A 25,653-nucleotide genomic window follows, 5' to 3' on the forward strand; every position below is an offset into this window, starting at 1 on the left:
GAGTTGTATCCATGACAATTTTTTGATTGTACCGATAGTCGATCATAGGATGGCTTTCGTGCAACCAGACTTTGAGCGAGAGCGCGATGGAACGGACTTCGAACCTGCAACACCAGACGCTGCACAGCCATGCCAGCGGCTGGATCAATGGCCTGATCGGCGTGCTGATCTTCAGCGGATCGCTGCCAGCAACGCGGGTGGCGGTACTGGAATTCGATCCGGTATTCCTCACCGTCGCCCGCGCCACCCTCGCGGCGATCCTGGCACTGTGCCTGTTGCTGCTGTTCAAGGAAAAACGCCCCGCGCGCCAGCAACTGCTGCCCTTGGCCATCGTGGCGTCAGGTGTGGTGGTCGGCTTTCCCTTGCTGACGGCACTGGCGCTGCAGTACGTGACCTCGGCCCATTCCATCGTATTCGTCGGCCTGTTGCCGCTGGCGACAGCTGTGTTCGGCGTCTTGCGCGGTGGCGAGCGGCCCCGACCGGTGTTCTGGGTGTTCTCGGTGCTCGGCAGCCTGTTGGTCGTTGGCTTCGCGGTCTCCCAAGGCCTGACCGCTTCGCCCCAGGGTGATTTGCTGATGCTGCTGGCGATCCTGGCCTGCGGCCTGGGGTATGCCGAAGGCGCGAAGCTGTCCAGAACGCTGGGTGGCTGGCAGGTGATTTGCTGGGCTCTGGTCCTGGCGCTGCCGGTCATGGCGCTGGTGACGTGGTGGCGGGCGCCGGCAACCTTCGCCAACATCAGCGCGCCCGCCTGGTTCAGCCTGGCGTATGTGTCGCTGTTCAGCATGTTGATCGGGTTTGTGTTCTGGTACCGCGGCCTCGCCCAGGGCGGAATTGCCGCCGTTGGCCAACTGCAATTGTTGCAGCCATTCTTCGGCCTGACGCTGGCGGCAACCTTGCTGCACGAACACGTCAGCCTGGGCATGCTCGGGGTGACTGTCGCGGTGATTCTCTGCGTCGCCGGGGCGAAAAGATGCGCCCGTTAACCACTGATACGGCACTTTAGGTCAGTGACTGTACGGGGCGGCCCCTTCGAGGGCTGTGATAAAAATACGCTCTCGTCACTGGAGCCGATCATGGACCTCGCCACCCTCTCCCTCTTTCTCCCGGCCTGCTTCGCCCTGAACATGGCGCCCGGCCCGAACAACCTGCTGTCGGTGAGCAACTCGACCCGCTACGGCTATCGCACTGCGTGCCTGGCCGGCGTCGGCCGCCTGCTGGCGTTCGCCGGGATGATCGCCCTGGCCTCGGCCGGTCTGGCGGTGGTGCTGCAAACCTCGGAACTGTTGTTCTACGGGATCAAGATTCTCGGTGCGGCGTACCTGTTCTACCTGGCCTGGCAGTTGTGGCGCGCCGACCCCGGCGTTACGAGCGTGGTGACCGGCGCGCCCGTGGGTATGCTGGCGCTGGCCCGGCAAGAGTTCCTGGTGGCAGCGGGCAACCCGAAGGCGATCCTGATCTTTACCGCGTTCTTGCCGCAGTTCGTTGACTCGACCCGCGCCATCACCCCGCAATTCGCGGTGTTGGGCGCCCTGTTCCTGATACTGGAATGGATCGCCATCGCTGCCTACGCCTACATGGGCCTGCACATGCGCCGCTGGTTCGCCAAGCCGTCGGGCAAGCGCATCTTCAACCGCTGCTGCGCGGGGCTGCTGTCGGCGGCGGCTTCGGTGTTGTTGATGGCGCGTCGGGCCTGAGCCGTTTTTATTCATGGCCTTCTGCGCCAGCATGGATCGGCAACCGCGCCTGTGACTAAATAGGTCATCCCGCCATTGCCGTGAAAGCCAGTCCCCAAATGAACATAAGCATTCTGTATGCCCTTGCCGCCGCTGCGCTCTTTGGTGCAAGTACACCGTTGGCCAAGCTGCTGGGGCTGAACCTTTCGCCCATCCTCCTGGCCGGGCTGCTGTACATGGGCAGCGGCCTGGGACTGAGCGTCGCCCGATTGATCCGCGACCGTGGCTGGCGCCCCAGCGGGCTGACCGCTGCGGAATGGCCCTGGCTGATCGGCGCAATTGCCTTTGGCGGGATTCTCGGCCCCGTGGCCTTGATGTTCGGCTTGACCTCAACCTCTGGCGCCACAGCCTCCTTGATGCTGAACCTCGAATCCGTGCTGACCGCCGTGCTGGCGTGGGTGGTCTTTAAAGAGAACGCCGACCGACGCATCGTCCTCGGCATGCTGGCGATCGTTGCAGGGGGCGTGCTGCTGGCCTGGCCACAGGGAGCGGTTCACGCCCAGGGCTGGACCGGACCGCTGTTGGTCGCCCTGGCCTGTGCCTGTTGGGCTATCGATAACAACCTGACGCGCAAAGTCTCAGCCTCCGACGCGCTGTTCATTGCGGGTGTAAAGGGTTTGTGCGCCGGGTTGGTGAACTGCTCCCTGGCGCTGTCACTCGGCGCATCGTTGCCACAGATGACGGTACTGGGCCCAACCCTGATCGTCGGTTTCCTCGGTTACGGTATCAGCCTGGTGTTGTTTGTGCTGGCCTTGCGCGGGCTGGGCTCGGCACGCACGGGCGCCTACTTTTCCACCGCGCCGTTCCTCGGCGCCGCCATAGCCATCCTGCTGCTGGGCGAATCGGTGACGGCGAGTTTTTGGGCGGCCTCATTGTTGATGGGCCTGGGGGTCTGGATTCATCTCAAGGAAAGCCATGCCCATGAGCATGAACACCAGGCACTGCTTCACCGACATCGACACGTCCACGATGAACACCACCAACACGACCATGAATTTGAGTGGGACGGCACCGAACCCCACAGCCATGAACACCAACACACGCCCATGCGGCACAGTCACGCGCACTTTCCAGACATCCATCATCGTCACAAGCACTAGTCGAGCACCGGCAGGGCCTGACGGATCGTTGCTTGAAACGGTCCGGAATTCCCTGTCGATTTTCCGGTGGAGGCTGCCGGATTCGCGCTCTATGCTGGCCCCATGAACTTGCACAGCACGCTACTTCCGCCCCACGCCGAGATGGTTCGCGCCATGCTCGAACGCGACACTGCCTACGAGGGGGTGTTTTTTACCGCGGTCAAAACCACCGGTATTTTCTGCCGCCCCAGCTGCACGGCACGCAAACCAAAGCCGGAGAATGTCGAATTCTTCGCCCATGCCGATGAGTGCCTGTCGGCGGGTTATCGCGCCTGCCTGCGCTGTAAACCCCTGGACGCCGCGGCCATCGCCCCGGACTGGGTACAGACGCTGCTCAAGTCGGTGGACGCCGATCCCGAGCAGCGCTGGACCGATGCCCGGTTGCTCGCCGCTGGTATCGAGCCGCTGAAACTGCGGCGCTGGTTCAAGCAGCATTTCGGCATGACCTTTCATGCCTGGTTGCGCACGCGCCGCCTGGGCATGGCGCTGGGCGGTATCAAACAGGGCGATTCCATCGACAGTGCGGCATTCGACTCCGGCTACGAGTCCCTGAGCGGTTTTCGCGATGCCTTCCGCAAATCCTTCCACATCACTCCCGGTCGCGCGGCCAACAGTGAGCCGCTGCTGTTCACGCGCCTGACCACGCCGCTGGGGCCGATGATCGCCATGGCCGAACGACGCGGACTGGTGTTGCTGGAATTCCTCGACCGGCCGGCGTTGACCCGGGAGATAGAAGCCCTGCAGAACCGTTACGGCTATGCCGTGGCGCCAGGCCACAACCGCCACCTGCAACACATCGAGCAGGAACTGGCGCAGTATTTCGCCGGCCACTTGACCGAGTTCAACGTGGCGCTGCACCTGCCCGGCAGCGAATTTTCCCGCCAGGTCTGGGCGGTGCTGGCGACCATCCCTTACGGCCAGACCACCACCTACGGGGCCATCGCGGCCAGGCTGGGCAAGCCTGGCGCCAGCCGCGCGGTCGGCCTGGCCAATGGGCACAACCGCCTTTCGATCGTCGTGCCGTGCCACCGGGTGATCGGTGCCGATGGCTCGCTGACGGGCTATGGTGGAGGACAGCCGCGCAAGGCGTTCCTGCTCAGGCTGGAAAAAGCCGCCGTGCAGATCACCCAGCCACTCGCCTTCTGACCACCCACTGTTGTTCATAAGGACCCTCAATGGACAGGCTCGACACGCAATTGCACGAAAAGACCCATAACGAAATAAACGCGCCGTTGAAGCCCTGCGCCAATGCCTGAGCCCATGCCCGAGCGCTATCAACCCGCCACCGATTTCCTGTCGTCAATCGATGAGGATTGGCGCCGGCACATTGCGGCGGTCGGCCCTTGCCTGCACCAACCCCACGCCGCCCGCGATCCCTATGAATCGCTGATGCGGGCGATTGCCTATCAGCAACTGCATACCCGGGCCGGCGATGCGATCATCGGCCGCTTGCTGGCCCTGTTCCCGTCAGGCGGATTCCCCAGACCCGAGCAGATCGTGGCCAGCGACTTCGATCAACTGCGCGGTTGCGGATTCTCCGCCAGCAAGATCGCGACCCTTCAAGGCATCGCCCAGGCCACCCTCGATGGCGTCGTGCCGGATTACGCCACGGCGCTGGCCATGGACGATGAAGCGCTGATCGAACGCCTGATCACCCTGCGCGGAGTGGGCCGCTGGACCGTGGAAATGTTGCTGATCTACAGCCTCGAACGGCCGGACATCCTGCCGGCCGACGATTTCGGGGTGCGTGAGGGGTATCGACGACTCAAAAGCCTGCAAGCACAGCCGACGCGCAGACAGATGATCGAAATCGGCCTGGCGTGGAGCCCTTACCGGACGGTGGCTTCCTGGTATTTGTGGCGAGTGCCTGGCCGGTAGACCGCGTTATCGTTCTTCGCGAGCAGGCTCCCACAGGGATCGTGAAAGGATTCCCATATTGCGCGCGATCAAGCCCCCTGTGGGCTGGCTTGCCAGCGAAGACACCAGCAAGTTCACCCCGGACCTTCTAGGCTGAACGAACGATTTCAGTCCTCTGGAGAGCGCCATGCAACTCGAAGGCTCCTGCCATTGCGGCGCGGTGTCATTCAGCCTGACCAGCGCCCACCCCTACCCGTATCAACGCTGCTATTGCTCGATCTGCCGCAAGACCCAGGGCGGTGGCGGCTACGCGATCAACCTGGGCGGCGATGCCGCCAGCCTGAAAGTACGCGGACGCAAGCACATCGCGATCTACCATGCACGGCTCAAGGACGAGGGCGACAAACGCGCCCACAGCAGCACCGCCGAGCGGCATTTCTGTTCGCTGTGCGGCTCGGGCCTGTGGTTGTTCAGCCCGGAATGGCCGGAGCTGATTCACCCGTTCGCCTCGGCCATCGACACCCCGCTACCGGTGCCGCCGGAGCACACGCACCTGATGCTCGGCTCGAAAGCATCGTGGGTGGAGGTCGAGGTGCATGGAAAGGATCAGCAATTCGATGTCTATCCCGAAGAGTCCATCGCCCAGTGGCATGAGCGTCTGGGCCTGAGCCGCTAGGCTGACAATCCTGCACCACCGCAATGCCCCTGTAGGAGCGAGCCTGCTCGCGAAGCACTCAAAGACGCCGCATTAAACCTGAACGTCCGCGTAATCGTTGGCGACCATCGCGAGCAGGCTCGCTCCTACAGGGGGCGGTGTTTTGAAGGGCAAATGCCAGGCATAAAAAATTCCCCCGGAGGGGAATGCTGTTCAGGCCGCGGCCGGCACACCACTGTGGAAGCGGAACTCCACATCCGGCGATTCGATCAGTTCCTGCTCGGCGGCGCGGACCTTGTCGATGACCTGGGCGATATCCTTGGCATCTCCGTACTGATAGGCCAGCTTCAGGTACCCCTGGAAATGCCGGGCCTCACTTTTGAGCAGGCCGAAATAGAACTTGCCCAGCTCCTCGTCCAGATGGGGCACCAGCGCTTCGAAACGCTCGCAACTGCGGGCTTCGATAAACGCGCCGACCACCAGGGTATCCACCAGTTTCACCGGTTCATGACTGCGCACCACTTTGCGCAACCCAGAGGCGTAACGCCCGGCGGACAGCTGGCGCAGCTCGATCTTGCGTCTTTTCATCAGGCGCATGACCTGTTCGTGGTGCACCAGTTCTTCCCGGGCCAGGCGCGACATCATGTTGATCAGATCGACATGGGAGTGATACTTGGCTATCAGGCTGAGCGCCGTGCTGGCGGCCTTGAATTCGCAGTTTTTATGGTCGATCAGCAGGGTTTCCTGATCGGCCAGTGCGGCTTGAACCCAGCCATCGGGGGTGCGGCAGCCAAGGAATTCGTGAATTTCGGGAAGGATCATGGGGCCCACGGACAAAAGGTTCAAAACGAAGGGCGCCGATTATACCGGCCTGCCCGAAGACCACCAGTCGCTACCGTTGATATGCATCAAGTCCCGAGTGGGCGGCCAGCAACTATAGTTGTTCCACGCCATCAACTTTACGTTCCGGAGATCCCGATCATGCAAGCCATTCGCAGCATTCTGGTGGTTCTCGAACCCGAGCACTCGGAAAGCCTGGCGCTCAAGCGAGCCAAGCTGATTGCCGGCGTGACCCAGGCCCATTTGCACCTGTTGGTCTGCGACCGCAAGCACGACCACAGCGCCATGCTCGGCGTACTCAAGGCTGCCCTGGTGGCGGATGGCTATAGCGTCACCACCGAACAGGCCTGGGAAGGCAGCCTGCATGAAACCATCGTCATGGTGCAGCAAGCCGAAGGCTGCGGGCTGGTGATCAAGCAACACTACCCCGACGGCGCGCTGAAAAAGGCCCTGCTGACCCCGGAAGACTGGAAAGTGTTGCGCACCTGCCCGACCCCGGTACTGCTGGTGAAAACCTCAGGTTCCTGGAAGGACAAAGTGATTCTGGCGGCCGTCGATGTCGGTAACATCGACAGTGAACACCGCCATCTGCACAACACCATCATCGATTACGGCTATGACATCGCCAGCCTGGCCAAAGCGCACTTGCATGTTATCAGCGCCCATCCGTCGCCCATGCTGTCGGCGGCCGACCCGACCTTCCAGCTCAGCGAAACCATCGAGGCGCGCTATCGCGAACAGTGCAAGGCGTTCCAGGCCGAATTCGACGTCGACGATGAGCACCTGCACATCGCCGAAGGCCCGGCGGACGTGCTGATTCCGTTCATGGTGCACAAGCTGGAGGCGGCGGTAACGGTGATCGGCACTGTGGCGCGCAGCGGGATTTCAGGGACGCTGATCGGCAATACGGCGGAAGTGGTGCTCGATGCGGTGGAGAGCGACGTGCTGGTGCTCAAGCCGCAGGAAGTCGAGGATCACCTGGATGAAATCGCGAGCAAGCATTAAGCCCTGCTCTGCCTGGTAGATGGCCATCGCGGGCAAGCCCGCTCCCACAGGTTCTTCGTCGACCTTGTGGGAGCGGACTTGCCCGCGATGCTCCTAGCCGCCAAACGCATCATTCAGAAACCCCGGCGCGATGTAGCGCTGGTAATGCGCTTCTGACAGCAAAAAGAATTCCCGATCAATGGCGTCCCGCAACTCCGGCAGGTTCCAGTCGCGAAACTCCGGCAGCAGCACCATGCCGTAGGCTTCCAGGTTGTTGATCACCCGCGCGCCCCGCGCAATCAGTTGATACGCCCAGCAATATTCCGACTGATGCGGCACAAAGCGGATCTTGCGTTGCTCCAGCTGCATCCTGAGCAGCGCCGGATCGAAAATTTCCACCTTGGCCGCCATCACCTGGGACAACAACTGCTCAAGACGCAGCCATACCGCGCGCTTTTCTTCTTCGTTGTAGCCGTTCCAGTGAATCACTTCGTGATGGAAACGCTTGCAGCCACGGCACACCAGATCACCGTAAACAGTGGAGCAGAGGCCGACGCAAGGGGTCTTGATGGTCTGATTGGGCATAGGGGAAAACGCGAAAAAGCAAAACAGGCCGGCATGTTAGCCCTTTGTCCGCCATTGATCACCCCTCAACATTCAGCGCCACCGGTGTGTCGACAGGCCGGGAACCCTGCACCACCAAAGTCCAATAGCACCCGACTTACCTTTAATTTTTTTTTGCCGTAGAATCAGCCAGCCTTTTTAGGCGCCAATGTCCGTTAGAAGCTGTTTTCAAAGCGTCACGAGCACAGTCGTTCCTTCAGAGCGGTGTTGGCGAAGGGTTTTTCCAGCGGGGAAAAATCCGGCGCCAACCCTCATCAGCTCCCGTTCTGCAGGCGTAAAACTTTGAAAGCAGCTTCTGTAAGGAATTGTCGGTAATTCTGGCTAAGTGGCCCACAACGCCATGCAGCGCATGAGTACGGCGATTCCTGGATGAGCGTCCCGGACACCCATTTGGGACCACTGATGAGGGTAATACTGTGCTTGAAGCCTACCGCAAACATATCGAAGAGCGCGCAGCACTGGGTATCGTTCCCCAGCCGCTAAACGCCGAACAAACTGCAGGCCTGGTCGAGCTGCTGAAAAATCCCCCGGCTGGCGAAGAAGCTTTCCTCGTTGACCTGATCACCAATCGCGTTCCACCTGGAGTGGACGAAGCAGCCTATGTCAAGGCCGGCTTCCTGTCCGCAATCGCTAAAGGCGAAGCCAAATCCCCTCTGATCGACAAAAAACGCGCTGTTGAACTGCTCGGCACCATGCAGGGCGGCTACAACATCGTGACCCTGGTCAACCTGCTGGACGACGCCGAACTGGCTCCAGTAGCGGCCGAAGAACTCAAGCACACCCTGCTGATGTTCGATGCCTTCCACGACGTCGCTGAAAAAGCCAAGAACGGTAACGTTCACGCCAAGGGCGTGCTGCAGTCCTGGGCTGACGCCGAATGGTTCGTGAAGCGTCCGGTGCTGGCCGACAAGATCAGCCTGCGCGTGTTCAAGGTCACCGGCGAGACCAACACCGACGACCTGTCCCCTGCTCCTGATGCCTGGTCCCGTCCAGACATCCCGCTGCACGCCCTGGCCATGCTGAAAATGGCTCGCGACGGCATCGTGCCTGACGCACAAGGCGTCACCGGCCCGATGAAGCAGATCGAAGAAATGCGCAATGCCGGCTTCCCGATCGCCTACGTCGGCGACGTGGTCGGTACCGGTTCTTCGCGTAAATCGGCAACCAACTCCGTACTGTGGTTCTTCGGCGACGACGTTCCTTACGTGCCGAACAAGCGTGCCGGCGGTTTCTGCTTCGGCAGCAAGATCGCTCCGATCTTCTACAACACCATGGAAGATGCTGGCGCACTGCCAATCGAATTCGACGTTTCCAACATGCACATGGGCGACGTGATCGACCTGTACCCGCATGCTGGCAAAGTCTGCAAGCACGGCACCGACGAAGTCCTGACCACCTTCGAAATGAAGACTCCGGTCCTGCTGGACGAAGTTCGCGCCGGCGGCCGTATCCCGCTGATCATCGGCCGTGGCCTGACCGAGAAGGCTCGCGCCGAGCTGGGTCTGCCACCTTCGACCCTGTTCAAGAAGCCTGAAGCACCGGCTGAAAGCACCAAGGGTTTCACCCTGGCGCAGAAAATGGTCGGCAAGGCGTGCGGCGTGACTGGCATTCGTCCAGGCACCTACTGCGAACCGAAGATGACCACCGTGGGTTCCCAGGACACCACCGGTCCAATGACCCGTGACGAGCTGAAAGACCTGGCGTGCCTGGGCTTCTCGACCGATCTGGTGATGCAGTCCTTCTGCCACACCGCGGCTTACCCCAAGCCGATCGACGTGACCACCCACCACACCCTGCCTGACTTCATCATGACCCGTGGCGGCGTGTCCCTGCGTCCGGGCGACGGCATCATCCACTCGTGGCTGAACCGCATGCTGCTGCCAGACACCGTCGGTACCGGTGGTGACTCGCACACCCGTTTCCCGATCGGCATCTCGTTCCCGGCCGGTTCCGGCCTGGTGGCATTCGCCGCCGCCACCGGCGTCATGCCGCTGGACATGCCTGAGTCGATCCTGGTTCGCTTCAAGGGCGAACTGCAGCCAGGCGTCACCCTGCGTGACCTGGTTCACGCCATTCCTTACTACGCGATCCAGAAAGGCCTGCTGACCGTAGAGAAGAAAGGCAAGAAAAACGCCTTCTCCGGTCGCATCCTGGAGATCGAAGGTCTGGAAAAACTGACCGTCGAGCAAGCGTTCGAACTGTCTGACGCCTCGGCCGAACGTTCGGCTGCCGGTTGCACCATCAAGCTGTCCAAAGAGTCGATCGCTGAATACCTGCAGTCGAACATCACCCTGCTGCGCTGGATGATCGGCGAAGGCTACGGCGATGCGCGTACCCTGGAGCGTCGTGCTCAAGCGATGGAAGCCTGGCTGGCCAACCCTGAGCTGCTGGAAGCGGATAAAGACGCTGAATACGCCGAAGTCATCGAGATCGACCTGGCCGACGTCAAGGAGCCTGTGCTCTGCGCGCCGAACGACCCGGACGACGCTCGCCTGCTCTCCAGCGTTGCTGGCGAGAAGATCGACGAAGTGTTCATCGGTTCGTGCATGACCAACATCGGTCACTTCCGCGCGGCCGGCAAGTTGCTGGAACAGGTCAAGGGTCAGCTGCCTACCCGTCTGTGGCTGTCGCCGCCGACCAAGATGGACGCTCACCAACTGACCGAAGAAGGCTACTACGGCATCTACGGCAAGGCTGGCGCGCGCATGGAAATGCCGGGCTGCTCGCTGTGCATGGGTAACCAGGCACGTGTAGAGCCGAACTCGACTGTCGTGTCGACTTCGACCCGTAACTTCCCGAACCGTCTGGGTGACGGCGCGAACGTCTACCTGGCTTCGGCCGAGTTGGCGTCGGTAGCTTCCATCCTCGGTCGCCTGCCGACCGTCGAGGAGTACATGGAATACGCTGGCAAGATCGACAGCATGGCGGCTGATGTCTACCGCTACCTGTCCTTCGACCAGATCGCCGAGTTCCGCGAAGCGGCTGCGAACGCCAACATCCCGGTCGTTCAAGCCTAACGCTGCAAGGCAATGAAAAACGCCGCCCATCGTGAGATGAGCGGCGTTTTTTTATGCCTGTCGGTTCAACCTCGCCACCCTCCATCATTCAGGTCCCGCGGAGTACTTGAGGGCCTGTTGCACCGCACCATCCACACTCAACCCACTCAGCGTCACGCCGTTAGCCTGGACTTCGGGCAATACCGCCAACGCACCTTGCGCCTCGTCCTTAAGACGAGCGAGGACCAGCTTCTTGCCTTCGTTATGCACCCGCACAAAAAACTCCTGCAGCGCCTCGATGCTGGTGCCATCCAGATTCGGCGACTCCTCCAGGCTGAGGATCGCGGTATGGAGCGGAGCAGGTGAATGCCGGATCAAGTGCAAGGCGGCACCGAGAATCCGTTCGACATTGGCAAAGAACAACGCTTCGCCCGGTCGCAGGATCAGGACGCCCGGCTCTATTTTCGCCGCCGGATGACGTTGCACATCGACAAAGTCGTGCCCGTCGTCGATCCGGCCAAGAATCTGGATATCGGCCGCCGACATTTGCTTGAGCATCAGTAGCACGCTGATCGCCACGGACACCAGCAAGCCGTCCAGCACCCCCAGCACCAGCACCGCACCCACCGCGCACATCACCAGCACGCGGTCACGCCGCCAGATGAAATATCGCCCCAGCGGCTGCAGACTCAACCCGCGCGCCAAGGCATGGATGACGATGGCGGCGAGGATCGGTTCCGGGGTCAACGCGATATACGGCAGTACCGTCATGACAATCAGCAACACCACCAGCGCCGCCACGCCACCGGCCAGCCGTGAAGTGGCGCCCGCCGCCTCGTTGGCCGATGTCGCCGAGTACCCCGCCCCCGCCGGCATGCCATGGAACAGACCGGACAGCAGGTTGGAGGCCCCGAGGGCCAGCAGGTCGCGGTTCGATTTCACCCGGTCACCGTGCTTGAGCGCGTAGGCGCTGATCGAGCCGTAGGATTCCGCGTACAGGATCATCACCATGGCAAACGCCACTTCGCCCAAACGCAGCCAATCGGCAAACGGCAACACCGGCAGGTTCGGCACTTCCAGGCTCAGGTCGATGAGTCCGATCATCTTCACGCCATACGCCGACAGGTTCAGCCACTGGCCGGCCGCGATGCCGATCACCACCACGAGCAAGCCGCCGGGTACCCGTGGAAACCGCGAAAACAATAACAACAACACCAGCGCCACCGCCGCCACACCGGCCGCCGGCCAGTTCCATTGCGGCAACTGTTCGAACAATTGCGGCGCGAAACGCACCAGGTTGGCGTCGATCAATTGCACACCGACCACACTGGCGACCTGTTTGAGAATGATGGTCAGCGCCAGGCCAAAGGCAAACCCGCGCAACACCGGTTTGGCAATAAAGGAAGTGACGCTGCCAAAACGAAAGATCCCGGCCAGCAGAAACAGCCCGCCGGTAACCAGCACCAGCCCGACCGCCAGGGTCGAACGCAGCTGCGGGTCGCCGTTGGCCATGGTCGCGGTCGCCGCCGCCAGCACCGCCGCCGCCGATGACGTGGCCGAGACAATGGCAAACCGGCTGGTGCCGAACAGCCCGTAACAGAGCAAACCGGCAAACAGCGCAATGACCCCGGCCTGCGGCGCCAATGCGGCGATGCTCGAATAGGCGACCGCTTCGGGCAACAACAGCCCGGCAATCGACAGCCCGGCGAGCACATCCTGCCAGCGATGGGTGGGTTCAACAGGGTTGGGGGTACTCGACAAGCCACTGTCTCCAGACAAGAAAACCGCTGCACGTGTGATACGCACAAACGCCACTGTAGCGCAAAAGCAAACGATCACCGCCCGTGGCGAAAGGATTTGTTCTCGCTGGACCCGCCGCAGACTCCCAAGGCACTGCCCATGCGCCGCCCCTCAATCCCGGAATCGTCCTACACATAAAAGCGATTCGCCTGACTGCGCCAAATCGTGGGCCCGCGCAAAGTCCCGTGCCTGAAAAAACAAAGGGAAATGTGAATGCTCATTGCCGGCGAACCCGTCGTTTACAGGCTCGATATCCAGGACTTCTCCCACGACTTTCAAGTGCTTGAGTTCAAGTTCACAGAGGCGCTCAACGAGACGTATGAGGTGCAACTTGAACTGGTCAGCGAACGCCGAGACCTTGATCTCGAATCGCTTTTGCACCTGTCGGCCCATCTCTCTTTCGGCCCCTACGGCAGCGGTGTTCATGGGCAGGTTTATCGCGTCGCCCAAGGCGATTCCGGCGCCCGGCTGACCCGCTACCAAATGACGCTGGTGCCGCATCTCGCCTATCTGGCGCATCGTCACAACCAGCGAATCTTTCAGCACCGGAACGTGCCGCAAATCATCGAAAGCATTCTGAGCGATCACGGAATGCAACCCAACGCCTGGCGCTTCCAGGTGAGTGCCGAGTACCCGCCCCGCCCGTACTGCGTGCAATACAACGAGTCAGATCTGGACTTCATCCACCGGTTATGCGAGGAGGAAGGCCTGCACTTTCATTTCCAGCACAACGCCGATACTCACATTCTGGTCTTCGGTGACGACCAGACCGTCTTCCCCCTGCCTGAGGCAGCGACAGCCTACGCACAAGATAGCGGCATGGTCGCCGACGCATCGGTGATCGACCGCTTCAATGTGCGCCTGGAAACCCGCACCACCCAGGTCAGCCGCCGCGACTACCACTTCGAAAAACCCAACGTGCAACTGCAGGCCGAAGCCGCCGAGGCGCGCGTACCTGTGCTGGAGGATTACGGCTTTCCCGGGCAGTTCACCCATCGCGATCGCGGCGAGCACCCGAGCCAGCGCACCCTGGAGCGGCATCGCGCCGATTACCGTCAGGGCAACGGCCGCAGCGACCAGAGCCTGATGCGCAGTGGCAGCTACGTCGAAATCAGCGAACACCCGCGCCCCGACTGTAACGGTTTATGGTTACTGACCCGCGTAGTACACGATGGTCGACAGCCACAAGTGCTGGAGGAGGCGGCGACCTCCGTCGACGGTGATGGCTTGATTCAGGGCTACCGCAACCACTTTGTCGCCACGCCCTGGGATGTGATTTTCCGCCCCGCACTGAAACACGCCAAACCCCGCATCCCCGGCAACCAGCACGCGGTGGTGACGGGCCCGCCCGGCGAAGAAATCTACTGCGATGCCTACGGCCGGGTAAAGGTCCGGATGATGTGGGATCGTAATGGTCAACTCAATGAACGAGCCAGTTGCTGGCTGCGGGTGGCGACGGGCTGGGCCCACGACCGCTATGGCAGCGTGCAGATTCCACGGGTTGGCATGGAAGTGCTGGTGGGATTCACTGAAGGCGACCCCGATAAACCGTTCGTCCTCGGTTGCCTGCCCAATGCCGTCACCCCGGTGCCGCTGGACCTTCCGGCCGAACAGACGCGCAGCATCCTGCGCAGCCAAAGCAGCCCCGGCGGTGGCGGTTACAACGAGCTGCGGATCGAAGACAGGAAAGGCGCCGAAGAAATCGCCATTCGCGCCCAACGCGACTATGTCCAGCATGTGCTCAACGACCAACGGGTCCAGGTCGACAACCAGCTCACTGTGGTGGTCGGCGGCATTGCCAGCCATGACCTGCGCAGCGATGAACACCACCTGACCCACGGCAATCGCCTGACCGAGCTCAAGCAGGACGATCATCTTTGGGTGCAAGGCGACCGCCATATACGTGTCGCCAGTCAGCGACTCAGCGCCAGCCAGCACGTGCACCTCGGTGCCGGCCAGCAAGTGGTCATCGATGGTGGCGCCCATGTCACGATCAAGGCCGGCGGGCATTGGTTGACGCTCGGGCCCGAGGGCATTTTCAGCAGCGTGGCGATTGTCGAAGGCGGCGCTCCGGCGGTGGGCCTGTTGGCGGAACCCCTGGTACCGGGCGCGTTGCCATTGCTGAAGGTGGCGTTCGATGCGGTTCAGCAGCGCCACGCCTTGTTGTCGACCCGCGCCTCGCGCTGCCTGATCTGCGAGGCCGCCCAAGCATGAGCCTTTCGACTTCCTTGCCTGAACATCTGCCATGGGGCGAGCAGCAGGCCCTTGTGCTGCTCGATGGCGCGACGCTGAGCGACTTGCCATCGCGGATAAAACAGCTCAATCGCGCTGCACTCACCCTGCCCCTGTACGACCAGCCACCTTTTAACGCGCTGCGCGATGTCTCGCCATTGCTGGTGGCCATCGAACAGCCTGACGACGCCGTGATGCAGTTTTTCGTGCAACACGCCCCCATGGAGTGTGGTGTGCTGCTGTTCAGCCCGGCTCAACCCCATGTCGTCGCCGAACATTTAAGAAAACTGCTGACCGTGGAGCTGTCCGAAGGCTTGTCGGTGCTGCTCAGGCTGGCCGATGCCGCCGTGATGCGGGCCTTGTTGGCCAGTGCCGATCAAAGTCTGTTCGGCCCGATGTCATGGGTGGTGACGGCCGACTGCGTCAACACGGTCTGGCACAGCCATCGCCCTCGACGACCCGAATGCCCCCAGTTGTCCGTCCCCTATCGACTCACCCCGGAACAGATCGCGGCGCTGGATCAGGTTGATCATCGACGCACGCTGCTTGAACTCGACGCACATTTGCTCAGCCATTTTCCCCAGCGCCACCCCGGCGACAGCTTGGCTCAGCGCTGGGCCAGGCTCGAACAGCTGGAGGTCCAGGCCTCTGCCCTCGGGCTCCAGGGGCAATCCGAGTTGTTTTATTACGCCAATGTCGTGGCCTGGCTGGAGGGCGACGACCTCGACCGGCACCCGCACATCCGCCACTTGCTCCACACGCCCTCCCTGCAATCACCCGGCGAGCGCGTCGCGCTGGCTGCAGCCCTGGCCCATCAGTGGGCGTCTGAACGAGGCCTGTCATGAACCAGCACCCCGCCAACCTCGCGGCCGCCGCCGCTTCGAAATCGCCCATCGGCGCCCCTGCTGCCTGCCCGTTGCGGCAAACCCATGTGCAACTGCTGCCATTACGTTACGGCCTGGTGGAAAAAAACCTCGACCCCGGCGCCGAACTGGAGATGCCCTACGCCCTCACCGCCCGCCCCCTGGGCATCCGCCTGCTGCGCGATGGCTGGCTGTACCTGATCGACAGCGCCAGCGGCGAGTTGTACGAGTACCGGGTACTCGACGGCGTCGTCAGCGCGTTGCTGCACAAAGGCAAAACGGTTTCCGAGGATCAGCGCGCGGCCATTGAAGAGCGTCCGGCGCTGATCTTTTCCCGCCAGAGCACCCTGTACGTGACCTTCGCCGAGGTGCAGTGGAGTGCCGCCAAATGCCGTCAGGTGCTGGACAGCGCCGAGGAGCGCAAGCATTTCATGCAGGCGGTCGACCTCGGGCCGGTGCATTGCCAGCTGGGCGGCGAACACTTGCTCACCGTCGCCCAGGCCCAGCAGTGGCTGGCGGAAGTGGCGAGCGGCGCAGAACCGGCCAGCGCCACGGAAACGGGCGAGGTCGAACTGCCCGCCGTGCAGGTCAGCGATGCCCCCGAGCACGAACGCGAGCCTTATCTGTGGGAGCAGCCCCGGCGTTTTCGCGCGGCACACATCGGCGAATTTCTGGGGCGGGTGCGCGCGCCTTATCAGGACGACACACTGTTTCTGCTGGTCGACGATGACCTGGGCGTGATGCGCGATCTGGCCGACTATCAGGACACCGTGGTCGGCTGGGTCGATGACTGGAGCAAGGTCGACAACAACCAGCGCGATTACCTGCTGGCCTGTTACATCGAGTCCCTGAGCCAACTCAGCGACCAGGACATCGACAGTCTGGCCAAGGCCAGCGGCCAGCCGCAGGCCAAAACCCTGTTTGCCGAACTGGAGCAGTTGCCCGAGCCGGATCGCGAGAACACCCGCCAGGCCTTGCTCGACTACCTGAACAAGGGCGGCAAGGTCGAGCCGAGCGACACCGCCGCTTCCCCGGAGCTGGAGCAACTGCGGGACAAGACCCTCGACCGCGCGCTGGAGCTGAACCGCTTTGACGGTGTCGCCCCGGACTTCACCGCCCACGATCGGGCCATGGCCGACGCGGATCGACGCTATTACACCCGTCAGTACTTCGAAGCGGTTGCCCCCGGGGACTTCGTCGAGCGGCACCTTTCGGTGCTGGTCGAGCTGGGCAAGGATCAGGACCTGCGCATGCGCAACGTGCTCGACGGCCCGGCGCTCAGCGGCAAGCGCGGGGTCAACGACCTGATCGATCGCCCGGCGATGGACGAGGCGTTGAACCGTCATCGCGACGACCTCGGCCGCTGGAACCGCCTGCTCGACCGCATCACCGCCGACCGCACGCAACTGCTGTGCGCCGGCCGTTACCATCGCTCGGCCTGGTACTACGACGCACAAGTGCCGGCGCAACTCGGCCAGGCGTTCACCGCCGAATACGCCTGCCTCAAGGACCTGTGCCGCAGCGACGCGGCCGCCGAACAATGGCTCGGCTACCTGGAAGAACACCCGGAGCTGACCCGAGCGCTGTTCTACACCTTGCCGCTGCGTTTGCAGTCCGAACAGGCCGGGCAGTATTCAACGCTGTTCAACGCCGGCATGGCGATGTTCAACAACCTGGCGGAGTGGCTGGCCACACTGCGGAACATCGAGCAACCGCAACTGCCGGCCCTCGACGACCTGCCCGACCCCACCCGCGCCGTCGCCGAAGCCGTGCAGCACACCTACAGCCCGGCGCTGAACCTGGGCCTGGCCCGCGTACTGGAAGGCTTCGACCTCTCAGCGGAGAAAATCCCCGACCTGGACGAACTGTTCCAGCGCCTGCCCAAGGGCCTGAAGCTGCGGCTCTTCGATGCCGCCAGAACCAGCGGCGTGACCTTTACCGTCGCCAGCCCCGCCGAACAGGCCGCCTTGCAACGGGAAATCAAGGACCTGCTCCATGAGCGGGACTACCTGAAAACCCTGGACCGCGAACGCAACCAACTGACCCGCAACAAAAACCGCCAGGGCCACAAAACCCCACGGGCCGTGGAGTTGCAGCACGAAATCGTGCGGGTGCGGGCGCAACTGGCGCAGATCGAAGTACGGCTGGCCAAGGCATTGAGCCCGATTCCGGAAGTGCCGGATGAGTCGGCACGGCTGTACGGCGCAACACAGGCACGGGCTGGCGTGACGGTGATGTTTCCGTCGGCGCAGCAGCAGGAATTGCGGGGGTTGTTGGGGAATATTCGGTCAGGGCTGGGTGCGGTGTCGACGGGCAGTCTGGTGAAGACTGAAGGGATGGGGTTGGTGGTGGTGTTGGTGCAGGTGGTGAATTTGGTGGGGGCTTATCGGGAAGTCCGCAGACAGGCTCGCAATGAGCGGGTATGGAAGCCATTCGCCGAAGCAGTGGCCGCGACAGGGGCTGCAGGGTTTACTGCTGCGCAAAGTCTCGCGGATACGGCATTGAAGGTTCGAAGTAAGGCTCTGGTTGCAAGTCTTCAGCAACATGCCTTGCAGAACGTGCATGTTCAGATGGGGAAGTTGCATATTGGGCTGGGCATCCCGACCTATCTTTTAGGTTTCTACTCTTCAATAAACAGCTTCAATTCCAATCAAAAGAACTGGCAACAGGCAGTACGCAGCGGAACTCGCTCGACACAGGCTGCAGCCGCACTGGCCACATTGGGTGCCGGTGGAATGACGACCATCAATGCATATGGTTTAAGGCAGACGTTACACGCTGGTTATACCGTAATTGCAGCTGAAAAAGGTGCTGCACGCACTGCGGCTTGGGCAGCGGCTGGCACCCGCCTTTCCTCAGTGTTCTTCCGCCTCAATCTGGCAGGCGCACTGTTCACCGTGCTTGAGCTGAGCGGCGCGTGGCTGTTCAACCGCTACAACCTCAGCGCCCACGACAAATGGCTGAAAACCACCCCCTGGAGCCGGGATGCCGAAATGCGCGGCGACCACTCACTGGATGAATATCAAAGTTATCTGGCTTTCCTGATCCACGCGCCTTACGCGCAACTGGGCCCGACCCCCTACGACTCCTGGCTGAAAAACCTGCTGTTCAAAGCCAGACCCAGCGATATCCATCTGGTGCTGCCAAGAGTGACGCTGGAAACCCTTCTGCCTCCCTTTGGCGGCAAGCCGACCCATCGACTGGGTATCGGTGCCCACCGTATTTCCCTGCCCCTGCATAGCCAGGGAGCGCCACGGGAACGCAAAGAGGTAATCAGCGACGAGGTCGTAAGCAGCCTGCGCATCGTCAAATCAACCCCCGAAGGCCTGGTGCTCTGTCTTCGCTATCCGGTGAATCCTGGCGCCGAGTACACGCCAGCGAAAGAAACACTGGAACTGGCCGTCTGTATTCAGACGTTGAATGCCAAAGGCGAGTGGACGTCGCGAACCCCGGTCATACACATAGACCCTCGTGGAGAAGGGCATTTCTCGGTGGTAGCTTCCCAGTTGGTCAAGGAGAAGCCTCCGGTTTTGCACGTCGAAACCGAGTTTCTGGAGCAAGCCGACCATGCCGAATAATCACGACAAGCCAGTCGGCGTGCCTCAGCTTCAACAGCCCAAAAAAGCGGGAGACATCGAACCGTTTCCCAGCGGAAAAATGACCTATCTGGCACCGCTACCATTACCCACACCAATGCCTCCCTACGGCCCACATATTGGCGAGTTGAATGACGTCTACATGGAGTTTGGGATTGGTTCTCCGCAAGTGTTCATGTGGCAAATGACATTAGGCGGGCCTTTAAATGTTCTTTTGATGATTATTATTATTTTTTTCCCACTGACTGGCGGGTTACTCGGACTCACGTTTGGAGATGGATGGAACGACATCAGTAGCGCCATGGTAGGGATCTTCCTGGCTTCATATGGAGACGCCCTCATCACGTTCTTTGTCGGCCTCTTTATCGGCCTGGGCGTCTGGCACCACAACCACAAAAAACGCTCCACCCTCATCCCCACCCGCTTCAACCGCCAACGCCGTGAAGTCTGCTTCATGCCCGAAGGCGCGACCGAGCCCGTCTTCGTCCCCTGGGAATCCCTCTCCGCCTGGATCATCGAAGCCCAGGGCGCCACCCAATACGGCATCCACCGCCAGTACGGCATGGGTATCGGTTACCACCACGGCGAAACCCTCACCAGCCTCGAATTCCAGTGCGCCGGCCTGCCGCTCGCCATCAGCCATTGGGAAGCCATTCGCGGCTACATGGAATACCAAGTCAACGACCTCAAATCGATCCAGGACCTGCAAGACCTGCAAGGCCCCGACGACCCGCCCCACGAAGGCCTGCACACCTTCCGCAACGCCCGCGCGCGGATGCACCAGCAGATCCGCGACGGCTCGCGCAGTCGAACATCCGGCTTCTTTTGGTACCTGTACCACGTGATGACCTTGTGGACGATTCCCAACCGTCTCGTCGAATGGGAAGTGCGCCGCCTCGAACAAATCGGCAAACAGGCCCTGCCCGACGTCATGCGTGAATGGTCGGAGCCGCTGCCGCAAGAGCAATGGGCCAAGCCGAGTGAAGAGTTGCTGCGGCTGAGTGAACAGGTGCGGCAGTTGCAAAAGCGCCAGCCGCGACGGCCCATCACCGAGATTTTTGCCGAAGTACAGCGCTCGCCCTCCACCGGAAAACGTCGCGCATGAGTGGTTTTCCAGAGGTGCTCAGCGGGTTTGCTGCCCACCAAAAAGAACAAGAAACTCCGCCAGTTCTGCGGGTCGAAACCGAGTTTCTGGAGCAAGCCGACCATGCCGAATAATCACGACAAGCCAGTCGGCGTGCCGCAGCTTCAACAGCCCAAAAAAGCGGGAGACATCGAACCGTTTCCCAGCGGGAAAATGACCTATCTGGCACCTCTACCCTTACCGACACCCATGCCACCCTACGGCCCGCATATCGGCGAGCTGAATGATGTGTACATGGACTTCGGGTTGGGATCGCCGCAAGTCTTTATGTGGCAGATGACTTTAGGCGGGCCGTTAAGCGTTGCATTCTCCACTGCATTTCTGTTCCCCCTAATCGGCGGTTTCATGTTCTTTTTGTTCGGGATGGGTTGGGATGACATTTCTCACGCCATTGAAGGGGTTTTCAATGAAGCTAAAGGAATTTCATTTTTGGTGGGATGTTTGATGCTCCTCATCGGCCTGGGAGTCTGGCACCACAACCACAAAAAACGCTCCACCCTCATCCCCACCCGCTTCAATCGCCAACGCCGCGAAGTCTGCTTCATGCCCGAAGGCGCGACCGAGCCCGTCTTCATCCCTTGGGAATCCCTCTCCGCCTGGGTCATCGAAGCCCAAGGCGCCACCCAGTACGGCATCCACCGCCAGTACGGCATGGGCATCGGCTACTACCACGGCGAAACCCTCACCAGCCTCGAATTCCAGTGCGCCGGCCTGCCGCTGGCCATCAGCCATTGGGAAGCCATTCGCGGCTACATGGAGTACGAAGTCAACGACCTCAAATCCATTCAGGACCTGCAAGACCTGCAAGGCCCCGACGACCCGCCCCACGAAGGCCTGCACACCTTCCGCAACGCCCGCGCACGCATGCATCAGCAGATCCGCGACGGCTCGCGCAGTCGAACGTCGGGCTTCTTCTGGTACCTGTACCACGTCATGACCTTGTGGACGATTCCCAACCGTCTCGTCGAATGGGAAGTGCGCCGTCTCGAGGAAATCGGCAAACAAGCCCTGCCCGACGCCATGCGCGAATGGTCAGAACCACTGCCGGAAAATCAATGGGCCAAGCCGAGTGAGGAATTGTTGCGGCTGAGTGAACAAGTGCGGCAGCTGCAAAAGCGCCAGCCAGGACGGCCCATCACCGAGATTTTTGCTCAAGTGCAACGAGGACTGTAAGTAGAAGGATGAAGCGGTTTTGGCGAGGGGTTTCGGTGGGTCAGGTGACAGCGGATTTTCACTGCCCTGCTTTAATCAGAAGCAAGAAATCGCAGCCTCTGACAGTGCCTGGGAGAAAACACCGTTTCTCCGGAAGCTGCCCAAGGCTGCGATCTCTTGATCTTTAAATCACGCCATCAGCGAGTAGATGAGAGCCGTAATCGCCACCAGCCCCACCGCCACCACGAATACGTTGGACGCCTGGCCGCGATAGCGCGCCATGGCCGGTACCTTGCGGATTGCGTACATCGGCATCAGGAACAGGATTGCCGCGATGACCGGGCCGCCGAGGGTTTCGATCATGCCGAGGATGCTCGGGTTGAGGGTGGCGACGATCCAGCACACCACCAGCATGAACGCCGCGACGATGCGGTCCAGCGCCTTGGCGCCCGGGCGTTTGCCGCTCTTGACGATCAGGCCTTTCAAGCCTTCGCTGGCGCCGATGTAGTGGCCCAGAAACGACTTGGAAATGGCCACGAAGGCAATCAACGGTGCCGCGAAGGCGATGGTCGGGTTGCTGAAGTGGTTGGCCAGGTACGACAGGATCGACAGGTTCTGCGCCTTGGCCTCGGCCAGTTGCGCCGGGGACAGGGTCAGCACGCAGCTGAAGACGAAGAACAGCACCATCACCACCATCAAGGCGTGGGCGCGGGACAGGATCTGCGAGCTGCGCTCTTCGGCGTGTTCACCGTAACGACGCTTCTGATCGACCGCGAACGCCGAGATGATCGGCGAGTGGTTGAACGAAAACACCATCACCGGAATCGCCAGCCACAGGGTGTGCAGCAACGCCGACGGCGCAGGCAGGGTGCTGGCCGTGGTCAGGATGCCGCCGTTCCAGTGTGGAATCAGGAACACCGCCAAAAACAGCAAGGCGACGATGAACGGATACACCATCAGGCTCATGGCCTTGACGATCATCTGCTCGCCACAGCGCACAACCGCCAGCAGGCCGAGGATCAGCACCAGCGACAGCACCGCCCGCGGTGGCGGCATGATGTGCAGTTGATGCTCCAGGAAGCTGCCTACGGTGTTGGTCAGCGCCACGCTGTAGATCAGCAGGATCGGGAAAATCGCGAAGAAGTACAGCAGGGTGATCAACGCGCCGGCCTTGATGCCGAAATGCTGCTCTACCACTTCGGTGATGTCCGCGCCTTCACGACCGGACAGCACGAAACGGGTCAGGCCACGGTGCGCATAGAAAGTCATCGGGAATGCCAGCAGTGCCAGCACCAGCAACGGCCAGAAGCCGCCCAGGCCAGCGTTGATCGGTAAAAACAGGGTACCTGCACCAATCGCCGTGCCAAACAGGCCAAGCATCCAGGTGGTGTCTTGGCGATTCCAGCTCGAAAGGGTCGCTGGTGTCGCGTCTACATAGCGTTCGTTAACGCTATTGGCCTGATCATTCATCCGGTGGGATCTCCACATTCCGGTCACTTGCCACCCGGTCAGAACGCGTCGGAGTACCCGACAGGCAGCGCCCTGGCCGAAACAGGGGCGCGATTGTCCGGGATTAGTGAACAGAAGCAAAGACTTAGGTGAGGAACGGTGGTACCAACTGGGTGAGATTGCACAATATATTCCCCCGTGTGGGAGCCAGCCTGCTCGCGATGGCGGTGCCTCAGACACCACCCTTTCTGTATGTTCGATCACTATCGCGAGCAGGCTCGCTCCCACAGGGTTTGTACATCGGCGTTTCATCGCCAAAGCACAATCCCCGCTTGATAAAGGTCCGTCATCATGTATTTATGATCAAACCTGTTCCTCTCCCGGAGCCTTCCCATGCCACTGGTTCGCGTCGACATCAAAAAGCAGCAGGACCCCAGCTACGCCAAACGTATCGGCCAACTGATCTACGCCGCCATGCGCAGCAGCATTGGCGTGCCGGAGGACGATAACTTCCAGATCCTCGCCGAACACGACGAACAGCACTTCATCTTTGATCCCGGATACCTGGGCATCCCGCGCAGCGACAATCTGGTCATCATTCAGATCACCCTGAGCGAAGGCCGCACCGTCGAGCAGAAAAAACTGCTCTACAAAACCATCGCCGAGAGCCTGAACGCGGAACTGGCGGTGCGTCTGGAAGATGTTTTCATTAATCTGGTGGAAGTGAAGAAAGAGAACTGGTCGTTTGGCAACGGCGTTGCCCAGTACGCCCTCTGATTTTTGCAATTCAATTTCTGTGAGCATCCCATGCCCCGAGTCTCCCGCAAGCAAGCCGACCTGAACCGCGAAATCATCGTCGAGGCGGCCACGCGGCTGTTTCGCGAGCGCGGCCTGCACGGGATCAGCGTCGTCGATGTGATGGGCGCGGCGGGGCTGACCCATGGCGGGTTCTATGGTCACTTTGAATCGAAAGAGGCGCTGGCCGTTGAAGCCAGTGGCCGGGCTTTCGAACAAGCCGCCGGCCGCTGGCGGGAGTGGATTGTGGCGGCCGAGGACCACGCCGCCGCACGCCGCGCCTTGATCGAGCCCTACCTGTCGACCGCCAGCCGCGACAACCCGGGGGACAGCTGCCCGGTGGTGGCGTTTGCCGGTGACATGTGCCACGAGTCCGCCGACAGCGCCTTGCGCGAGACCTTCATCGGCGGTTTGAACCGGTTGTTCGATACCCTGGCCAACCTGATGGACTCAAGCGACGCGGCGAGCAACCGCCAACAGGCGCTGGTGCAGTATTCGCTGATGGTCGGTGCCTTGACGCTGGCCCGCGCCACCCGTGGCGACGCCCTGTCGGATGAAATACTGGAGGCGGCCAAGGGCTTTCTCGGCGCGGCGCCTGTATCCCCTGCCCCACGCTGAATGCTGCTACCCCACAGAAAACCCTCGCTTGCCGCGCCAGCTCCTACACTGAGTGACGCGGCACCGATGTTGCTTGTTGCCAGGACGTCCGGCAACCAGCCATCTCAACCGATGTTCGAGCCCGATATTCCGATGCCCACAGGGAGCCAAGCATGCCTGCAACCGTTCTGGTACTGGTCGAAACCATCAATGATTATCTGCCCATCCTCGAACATCAGGGCTTTCACCTAATATTGGCGCCTACGCCTGCCGAACGCGCCGAGGCCATCACCCGGCACAGCGGCCAGATCAACGCGGTCCTGACCCGCGGCCCCTTAGGCCTGTATGCCGATGAAATCGCCGCCCTGCCCAATCTGAAGATCATTTGCGTGATCGGCGCCGGTTATGAGCACGTCGACCTGCAAGCGGCGGCCGACCGCGGCATCACCGTCACCAATGGCGCCGGGGTCAACGCCTCTTCAGTGGCGGACCATGCCATGGCCTTGCTGCTGTCACTGGTGCGCGACATCCCGCGCTGCGACGCCGCTGTGCGTCGGGGCGAGTGGCCGAAAATCATGCGCCCTTCCCTGGCCGGCAAGCGCCTGGGCATCCTCGGCCTCGGCGCCGTCGGCATGGCCATCGCCAAACGCGCCGCCAACGGCTTCGACATGAGCGTGAGCTACCACAATCGGCAACATCGCAGCGACGTGCCCTACAGCTTCTGCTCCACCCCCACCGAACTGGCGCGCGCCTCGGACTTTTTGATCATCGCCACCCCTGGAGGCCTGGCCACCAAACACCTGATCAACCGCCAGGTGCTCGACGCCCTTGGCCCCAAGGGTTTCGTCGTCAACATTGCCCGGGCCAGCGTGGTGGTCACCGCCGACCTGATCAGTGCCCTGGAACAACGCCGCATCGCCGGTGCCGCACTGGATGTCTTCGATGCCGAGCCTCAAGTACCGGATGCACTCAAGTCGCTGACCAATGTGGTGCTGACCCCGCACGTCGCCGGATTGTCCCCGGAAGCGACCCAGGGCACCGTCGAACTGGTGGGCCGCAACCTCGTGGCGTTCTTTTCCGGGCAACCGGTGCTCACCCCGGTTGAACTGCCGAGCCGCCTCAGCAATGCGGTCCTGTAGGACAATTCAAACAGGTGTATCAAACTCAATGATTGCCCGGCAACACGCTCACCAATAA

General features: G+C 61.4%; 20 protein-coding genes. 16 read left to right on the forward strand and 4 right to left on the reverse strand.

Annotated features, from left to right (window positions below):
- Positions 1 to 86 precede the first annotated feature (86 nt).
- The 6 genes from ACGJAX_RS23405 (at position 87) to ACGJAX_RS23430 (ending at position 5,405) form a co-directional block, all read left to right on the forward strand.
- Positions 87 to 983 carry an EamA family transporter gene (locus tag ACGJAX_RS23405; protein WP_390956340.1) on the forward strand — a complete coding sequence of 299 codons (897 nt, stop codon included), beginning with the start codon at positions 87 to 89 and terminating at the stop codon, positions 981 to 983.
- A 90-nt stretch (positions 984 to 1,073) separates the two neighbouring features.
- Positions 1,074 to 1,694: a LysE family transporter gene (locus ACGJAX_RS23410; protein WP_390956342.1), complete on the forward strand. Its 621-nt coding sequence runs from the start codon at positions 1,074 to 1,076 to the stop codon at positions 1,692 to 1,694.
- Positions 1,695 to 1,792: 98 nt separating this feature from the next.
- On the forward strand, positions 1,793 to 2,833 hold the full coding sequence (locus ACGJAX_RS23415; protein ID WP_090320757.1) for a DMT family transporter: 1,041 nt from the start codon (positions 1,793 to 1,795) through the stop codon (positions 2,831 to 2,833).
- Positions 2,834 to 2,935: 102 nt separating this feature from the next.
- Positions 2,936 to 4,018, forward strand: coding sequence for a methylated-DNA--[protein]-cysteine S-methyltransferase (locus ACGJAX_RS23420; protein ID WP_390956344.1), 1,083 nt, complete (start codon positions 2,936 to 2,938; stop codon positions 4,016 to 4,018).
- Positions 4,019 to 4,132: 114 nt separating this feature from the next.
- Positions 4,133 to 4,750, forward strand: coding sequence for a DNA-3-methyladenine glycosylase family protein (locus tag ACGJAX_RS23425; protein ID WP_390959979.1), 618 nt, complete (start codon positions 4,133 to 4,135; stop codon positions 4,748 to 4,750).
- 166 nt (positions 4,751 to 4,916) lie between these two features.
- On the forward strand, positions 4,917 to 5,405 hold the full coding sequence (locus tag ACGJAX_RS23430) for a GFA family protein (protein ID WP_390956345.1): 489 nt from the start codon (positions 4,917 to 4,919) through the stop codon (positions 5,403 to 5,405).
- 192 nt (positions 5,406 to 5,597) lie between these two features.
- On the opposite strand, the gene ACGJAX_RS23435 is transcribed toward ACGJAX_RS23430, so the two are convergent.
- Positions 5,598 to 6,206: a tRNA-(ms[2]io[6]A)-hydroxylase gene (locus ACGJAX_RS23435; protein ID WP_150702088.1), complete on the reverse strand. Its 609-nt coding sequence runs from the start codon at positions 6,204 to 6,206 to the stop codon at positions 5,598 to 5,600.
- 159 nt (positions 6,207 to 6,365) lie between these two features.
- Between ACGJAX_RS23435 and ACGJAX_RS23440 the strand changes: the two genes are divergently transcribed.
- Complete coding sequence (locus tag ACGJAX_RS23440) at positions 6,366 to 7,229, forward strand: universal stress protein (protein WP_090320733.1); 864 nt, start codon at positions 6,366 to 6,368, stop codon at positions 7,227 to 7,229.
- Between the two features lie 93 nt (positions 7,230 to 7,322).
- Here ACGJAX_RS23440 and ACGJAX_RS23445 read toward each other — a convergent pair whose 3' ends face one another.
- Positions 7,323 to 7,793 carry a DUF1289 domain-containing protein gene (locus ACGJAX_RS23445; RefSeq protein ID WP_047528256.1) on the reverse strand — a complete coding sequence of 157 codons (471 nt, stop codon included), beginning with the start codon at positions 7,791 to 7,793 and terminating at the stop codon, positions 7,323 to 7,325.
- Positions 7,794 to 8,248: 455 nt separating this feature from the next.
- On the opposite strand from ACGJAX_RS23445, the gene acnB reads away from it, so the two are divergent.
- Positions 8,249 to 10,849 (forward strand): bifunctional aconitate hydratase 2/2-methylisocitrate dehydratase, encoded by a 2,601-nt coding sequence (gene acnB, locus ACGJAX_RS23450; RefSeq protein ID WP_090320730.1) that lies wholly within the window; start codon positions 8,249 to 8,251, stop codon positions 10,847 to 10,849.
- Between the two features lie 84 nt (positions 10,850 to 10,933).
- Here the strand turns inward: acnB and ACGJAX_RS23455 are convergent, their stop codons facing one another.
- Positions 10,934 to 12,589 (reverse strand): SulP family inorganic anion transporter, encoded by a 1,656-nt coding sequence (locus ACGJAX_RS23455; RefSeq protein WP_390956348.1) that lies wholly within the window; start codon positions 12,587 to 12,589, stop codon positions 10,934 to 10,936.
- Positions 12,590 to 12,841: 252 nt separating this feature from the next.
- Between ACGJAX_RS23455 and ACGJAX_RS23460 the strand changes: the two genes are divergently transcribed.
- From ACGJAX_RS23460 to ACGJAX_RS23480, 5 genes are read left to right on the forward strand one after another with little or no spacing between them, the layout of a single operon-like run.
- Positions 12,842 to 14,842: a type VI secretion system tip protein TssI/VgrG gene (locus ACGJAX_RS23460; RefSeq protein ID WP_390956349.1), complete on the forward strand. Its 2,001-nt coding sequence runs from the start codon at positions 12,842 to 12,844 to the stop codon at positions 14,840 to 14,842.
- A complete protein-coding gene (locus ACGJAX_RS23465; RefSeq protein WP_247258210.1) occupies positions 14,839 to 15,705 on the forward strand; it encodes a DUF4123 domain-containing protein in 867 nt (288 codons plus the stop codon). Before ACGJAX_RS23460 ends, ACGJAX_RS23465 begins: the two co-directional genes overlap by 4 nt.
- Positions 15,702 to 19,301, forward strand: coding sequence for a toxin VasX (locus ACGJAX_RS23470; RefSeq protein WP_390956351.1), 3,600 nt, complete (start codon positions 15,702 to 15,704; stop codon positions 19,299 to 19,301). Before ACGJAX_RS23465 ends, ACGJAX_RS23470 begins: the two co-directional genes overlap by 4 nt.
- Positions 19,291 to 20,424 (forward strand): hypothetical protein, encoded by a 1,134-nt coding sequence (locus tag ACGJAX_RS23475; RefSeq protein ID WP_390956353.1) that lies wholly within the window; start codon positions 19,291 to 19,293, stop codon positions 20,422 to 20,424. Before ACGJAX_RS23470 ends, ACGJAX_RS23475 begins: the two co-directional genes overlap by 11 nt.
- A 27-nt stretch (positions 20,425 to 20,451) precedes the next feature.
- Positions 20,452 to 21,636 (forward strand): hypothetical protein, encoded by a 1,185-nt coding sequence (locus ACGJAX_RS23480; protein WP_390956354.1) that lies wholly within the window; start codon positions 20,452 to 20,454, stop codon positions 21,634 to 21,636.
- Between the two features lie 168 nt (positions 21,637 to 21,804).
- Here ACGJAX_RS23480 and ACGJAX_RS23485 read toward each other — a convergent pair whose 3' ends face one another.
- Positions 21,805 to 23,085 carry a serine/threonine transporter gene (locus tag ACGJAX_RS23485; RefSeq protein ID WP_247257987.1) on the reverse strand — a complete coding sequence of 427 codons (1,281 nt, stop codon included), beginning with the start codon at positions 23,083 to 23,085 and terminating at the stop codon, positions 21,805 to 21,807.
- 372 nt (positions 23,086 to 23,457) lie between these two features.
- Here ACGJAX_RS23485 and ACGJAX_RS23490 point away from each other — a divergent pair, with 372 nt between their 5' ends.
- From ACGJAX_RS23490 to ACGJAX_RS23500, 3 genes are all read left to right on the forward strand, one after another.
- Positions 23,458 to 23,841 (forward strand): tautomerase family protein, encoded by a 384-nt coding sequence (locus tag ACGJAX_RS23490; protein WP_390956356.1) that lies wholly within the window; start codon positions 23,458 to 23,460, stop codon positions 23,839 to 23,841.
- A 30-nt stretch (positions 23,842 to 23,871) separates the two neighbouring features.
- Complete coding sequence (locus ACGJAX_RS23495; RefSeq protein WP_390956357.1) at positions 23,872 to 24,477, forward strand: TetR family transcriptional regulator; 606 nt, start codon at positions 23,872 to 23,874, stop codon at positions 24,475 to 24,477.
- A 152-nt stretch (positions 24,478 to 24,629) separates the two neighbouring features.
- Positions 24,630 to 25,595 (forward strand): NAD(P)-dependent oxidoreductase, encoded by a 966-nt coding sequence (locus ACGJAX_RS23500; RefSeq protein WP_390956359.1) that lies wholly within the window; start codon positions 24,630 to 24,632, stop codon positions 25,593 to 25,595.
- Positions 25,596 to 25,653: the final 58 nt, after the last annotated feature.

Origin of the sequence: Pseudomonas moorei (assembly GCF_042846945.1) — a bacterium.
Lineage (GTDB): Bacteria > Pseudomonadota > Gammaproteobacteria > Pseudomonadales > Pseudomonadaceae > Aquipseudomonas > Aquipseudomonas moorei.

What these genes read in the sequence shown, in the direction of transcription:
- ACGJAX_RS23405 (WP_390956340.1), top strand. Translation starts at nt 87, where the DNA reads ATGGAACGGACTTCGAACCTGCAACACCAGACGCTGCACAGCCATGCC.
- ACGJAX_RS23410 (WP_390956342.1), top strand. Translation starts at nt 1,074, where the DNA reads ATGGACCTCGCCACCCTCTCCCTCTTTCTCCCGGCCTGCTTCGCCCTG.
- ACGJAX_RS23415 (WP_090320757.1), top strand. Translation starts at nt 1,793, where the DNA reads ATGAACATAAGCATTCTGTATGCCCTTGCCGCCGCTGCGCTCTTTGGT.
- ACGJAX_RS23420 (WP_390956344.1), top strand. Translation starts at nt 2,936, where the DNA reads ATGAACTTGCACAGCACGCTACTTCCGCCCCACGCCGAGATGGTTCGC.
- ACGJAX_RS23425 (WP_390959979.1), top strand. Translation starts at nt 4,133, where the DNA reads ATGCCCGAGCGCTATCAACCCGCCACCGATTTCCTGTCGTCAATCGAT.
- ACGJAX_RS23430 (WP_390956345.1), top strand. Translation starts at nt 4,917, where the DNA reads ATGCAACTCGAAGGCTCCTGCCATTGCGGCGCGGTGTCATTCAGCCTG.
- ACGJAX_RS23435 (WP_150702088.1), bottom strand. Translation starts at nt 6,206, where the DNA reads ATGATCCTTCCCGAAATTCACGAATTCCTTGGCTGCCGCACCCCCGAT.
- ACGJAX_RS23440 (WP_090320733.1), top strand. Translation starts at nt 6,366, where the DNA reads ATGCAAGCCATTCGCAGCATTCTGGTGGTTCTCGAACCCGAGCACTCG.
- ACGJAX_RS23445 (WP_047528256.1), bottom strand. Translation starts at nt 7,793, where the DNA reads ATGCCCAATCAGACCATCAAGACCCCTTGCGTCGGCCTCTGCTCCACT.
- ACGJAX_RS23460 (WP_390956349.1), top strand. Translation starts at nt 12,842, where the DNA reads ATGCTCATTGCCGGCGAACCCGTCGTTTACAGGCTCGATATCCAGGAC.
- ACGJAX_RS23465 (WP_247258210.1), top strand. Translation starts at nt 14,839, where the DNA reads ATGAGCCTTTCGACTTCCTTGCCTGAACATCTGCCATGGGGCGAGCAG.
- ACGJAX_RS23470 (WP_390956351.1), top strand. Translation starts at nt 15,702, where the DNA reads ATGAACCAGCACCCCGCCAACCTCGCGGCCGCCGCCGCTTCGAAATCG.
- ACGJAX_RS23475 (WP_390956353.1), top strand. Translation starts at nt 19,291, where the DNA reads ATGCCGAATAATCACGACAAGCCAGTCGGCGTGCCTCAGCTTCAACAG.
- ACGJAX_RS23485 (WP_247257987.1), bottom strand. Translation starts at nt 23,085, where the DNA reads ATGAATGATCAGGCCAATAGCGTTAACGAACGCTATGTAGACGCGACA.
- ACGJAX_RS23490 (WP_390956356.1), top strand. Translation starts at nt 23,458, where the DNA reads ATGCCACTGGTTCGCGTCGACATCAAAAAGCAGCAGGACCCCAGCTAC.
- ACGJAX_RS23495 (WP_390956357.1), top strand. Translation starts at nt 23,872, where the DNA reads ATGCCCCGAGTCTCCCGCAAGCAAGCCGACCTGAACCGCGAAATCATC.
- ACGJAX_RS23500 (WP_390956359.1), top strand. Translation starts at nt 24,630, where the DNA reads ATGCCTGCAACCGTTCTGGTACTGGTCGAAACCATCAATGATTATCTG.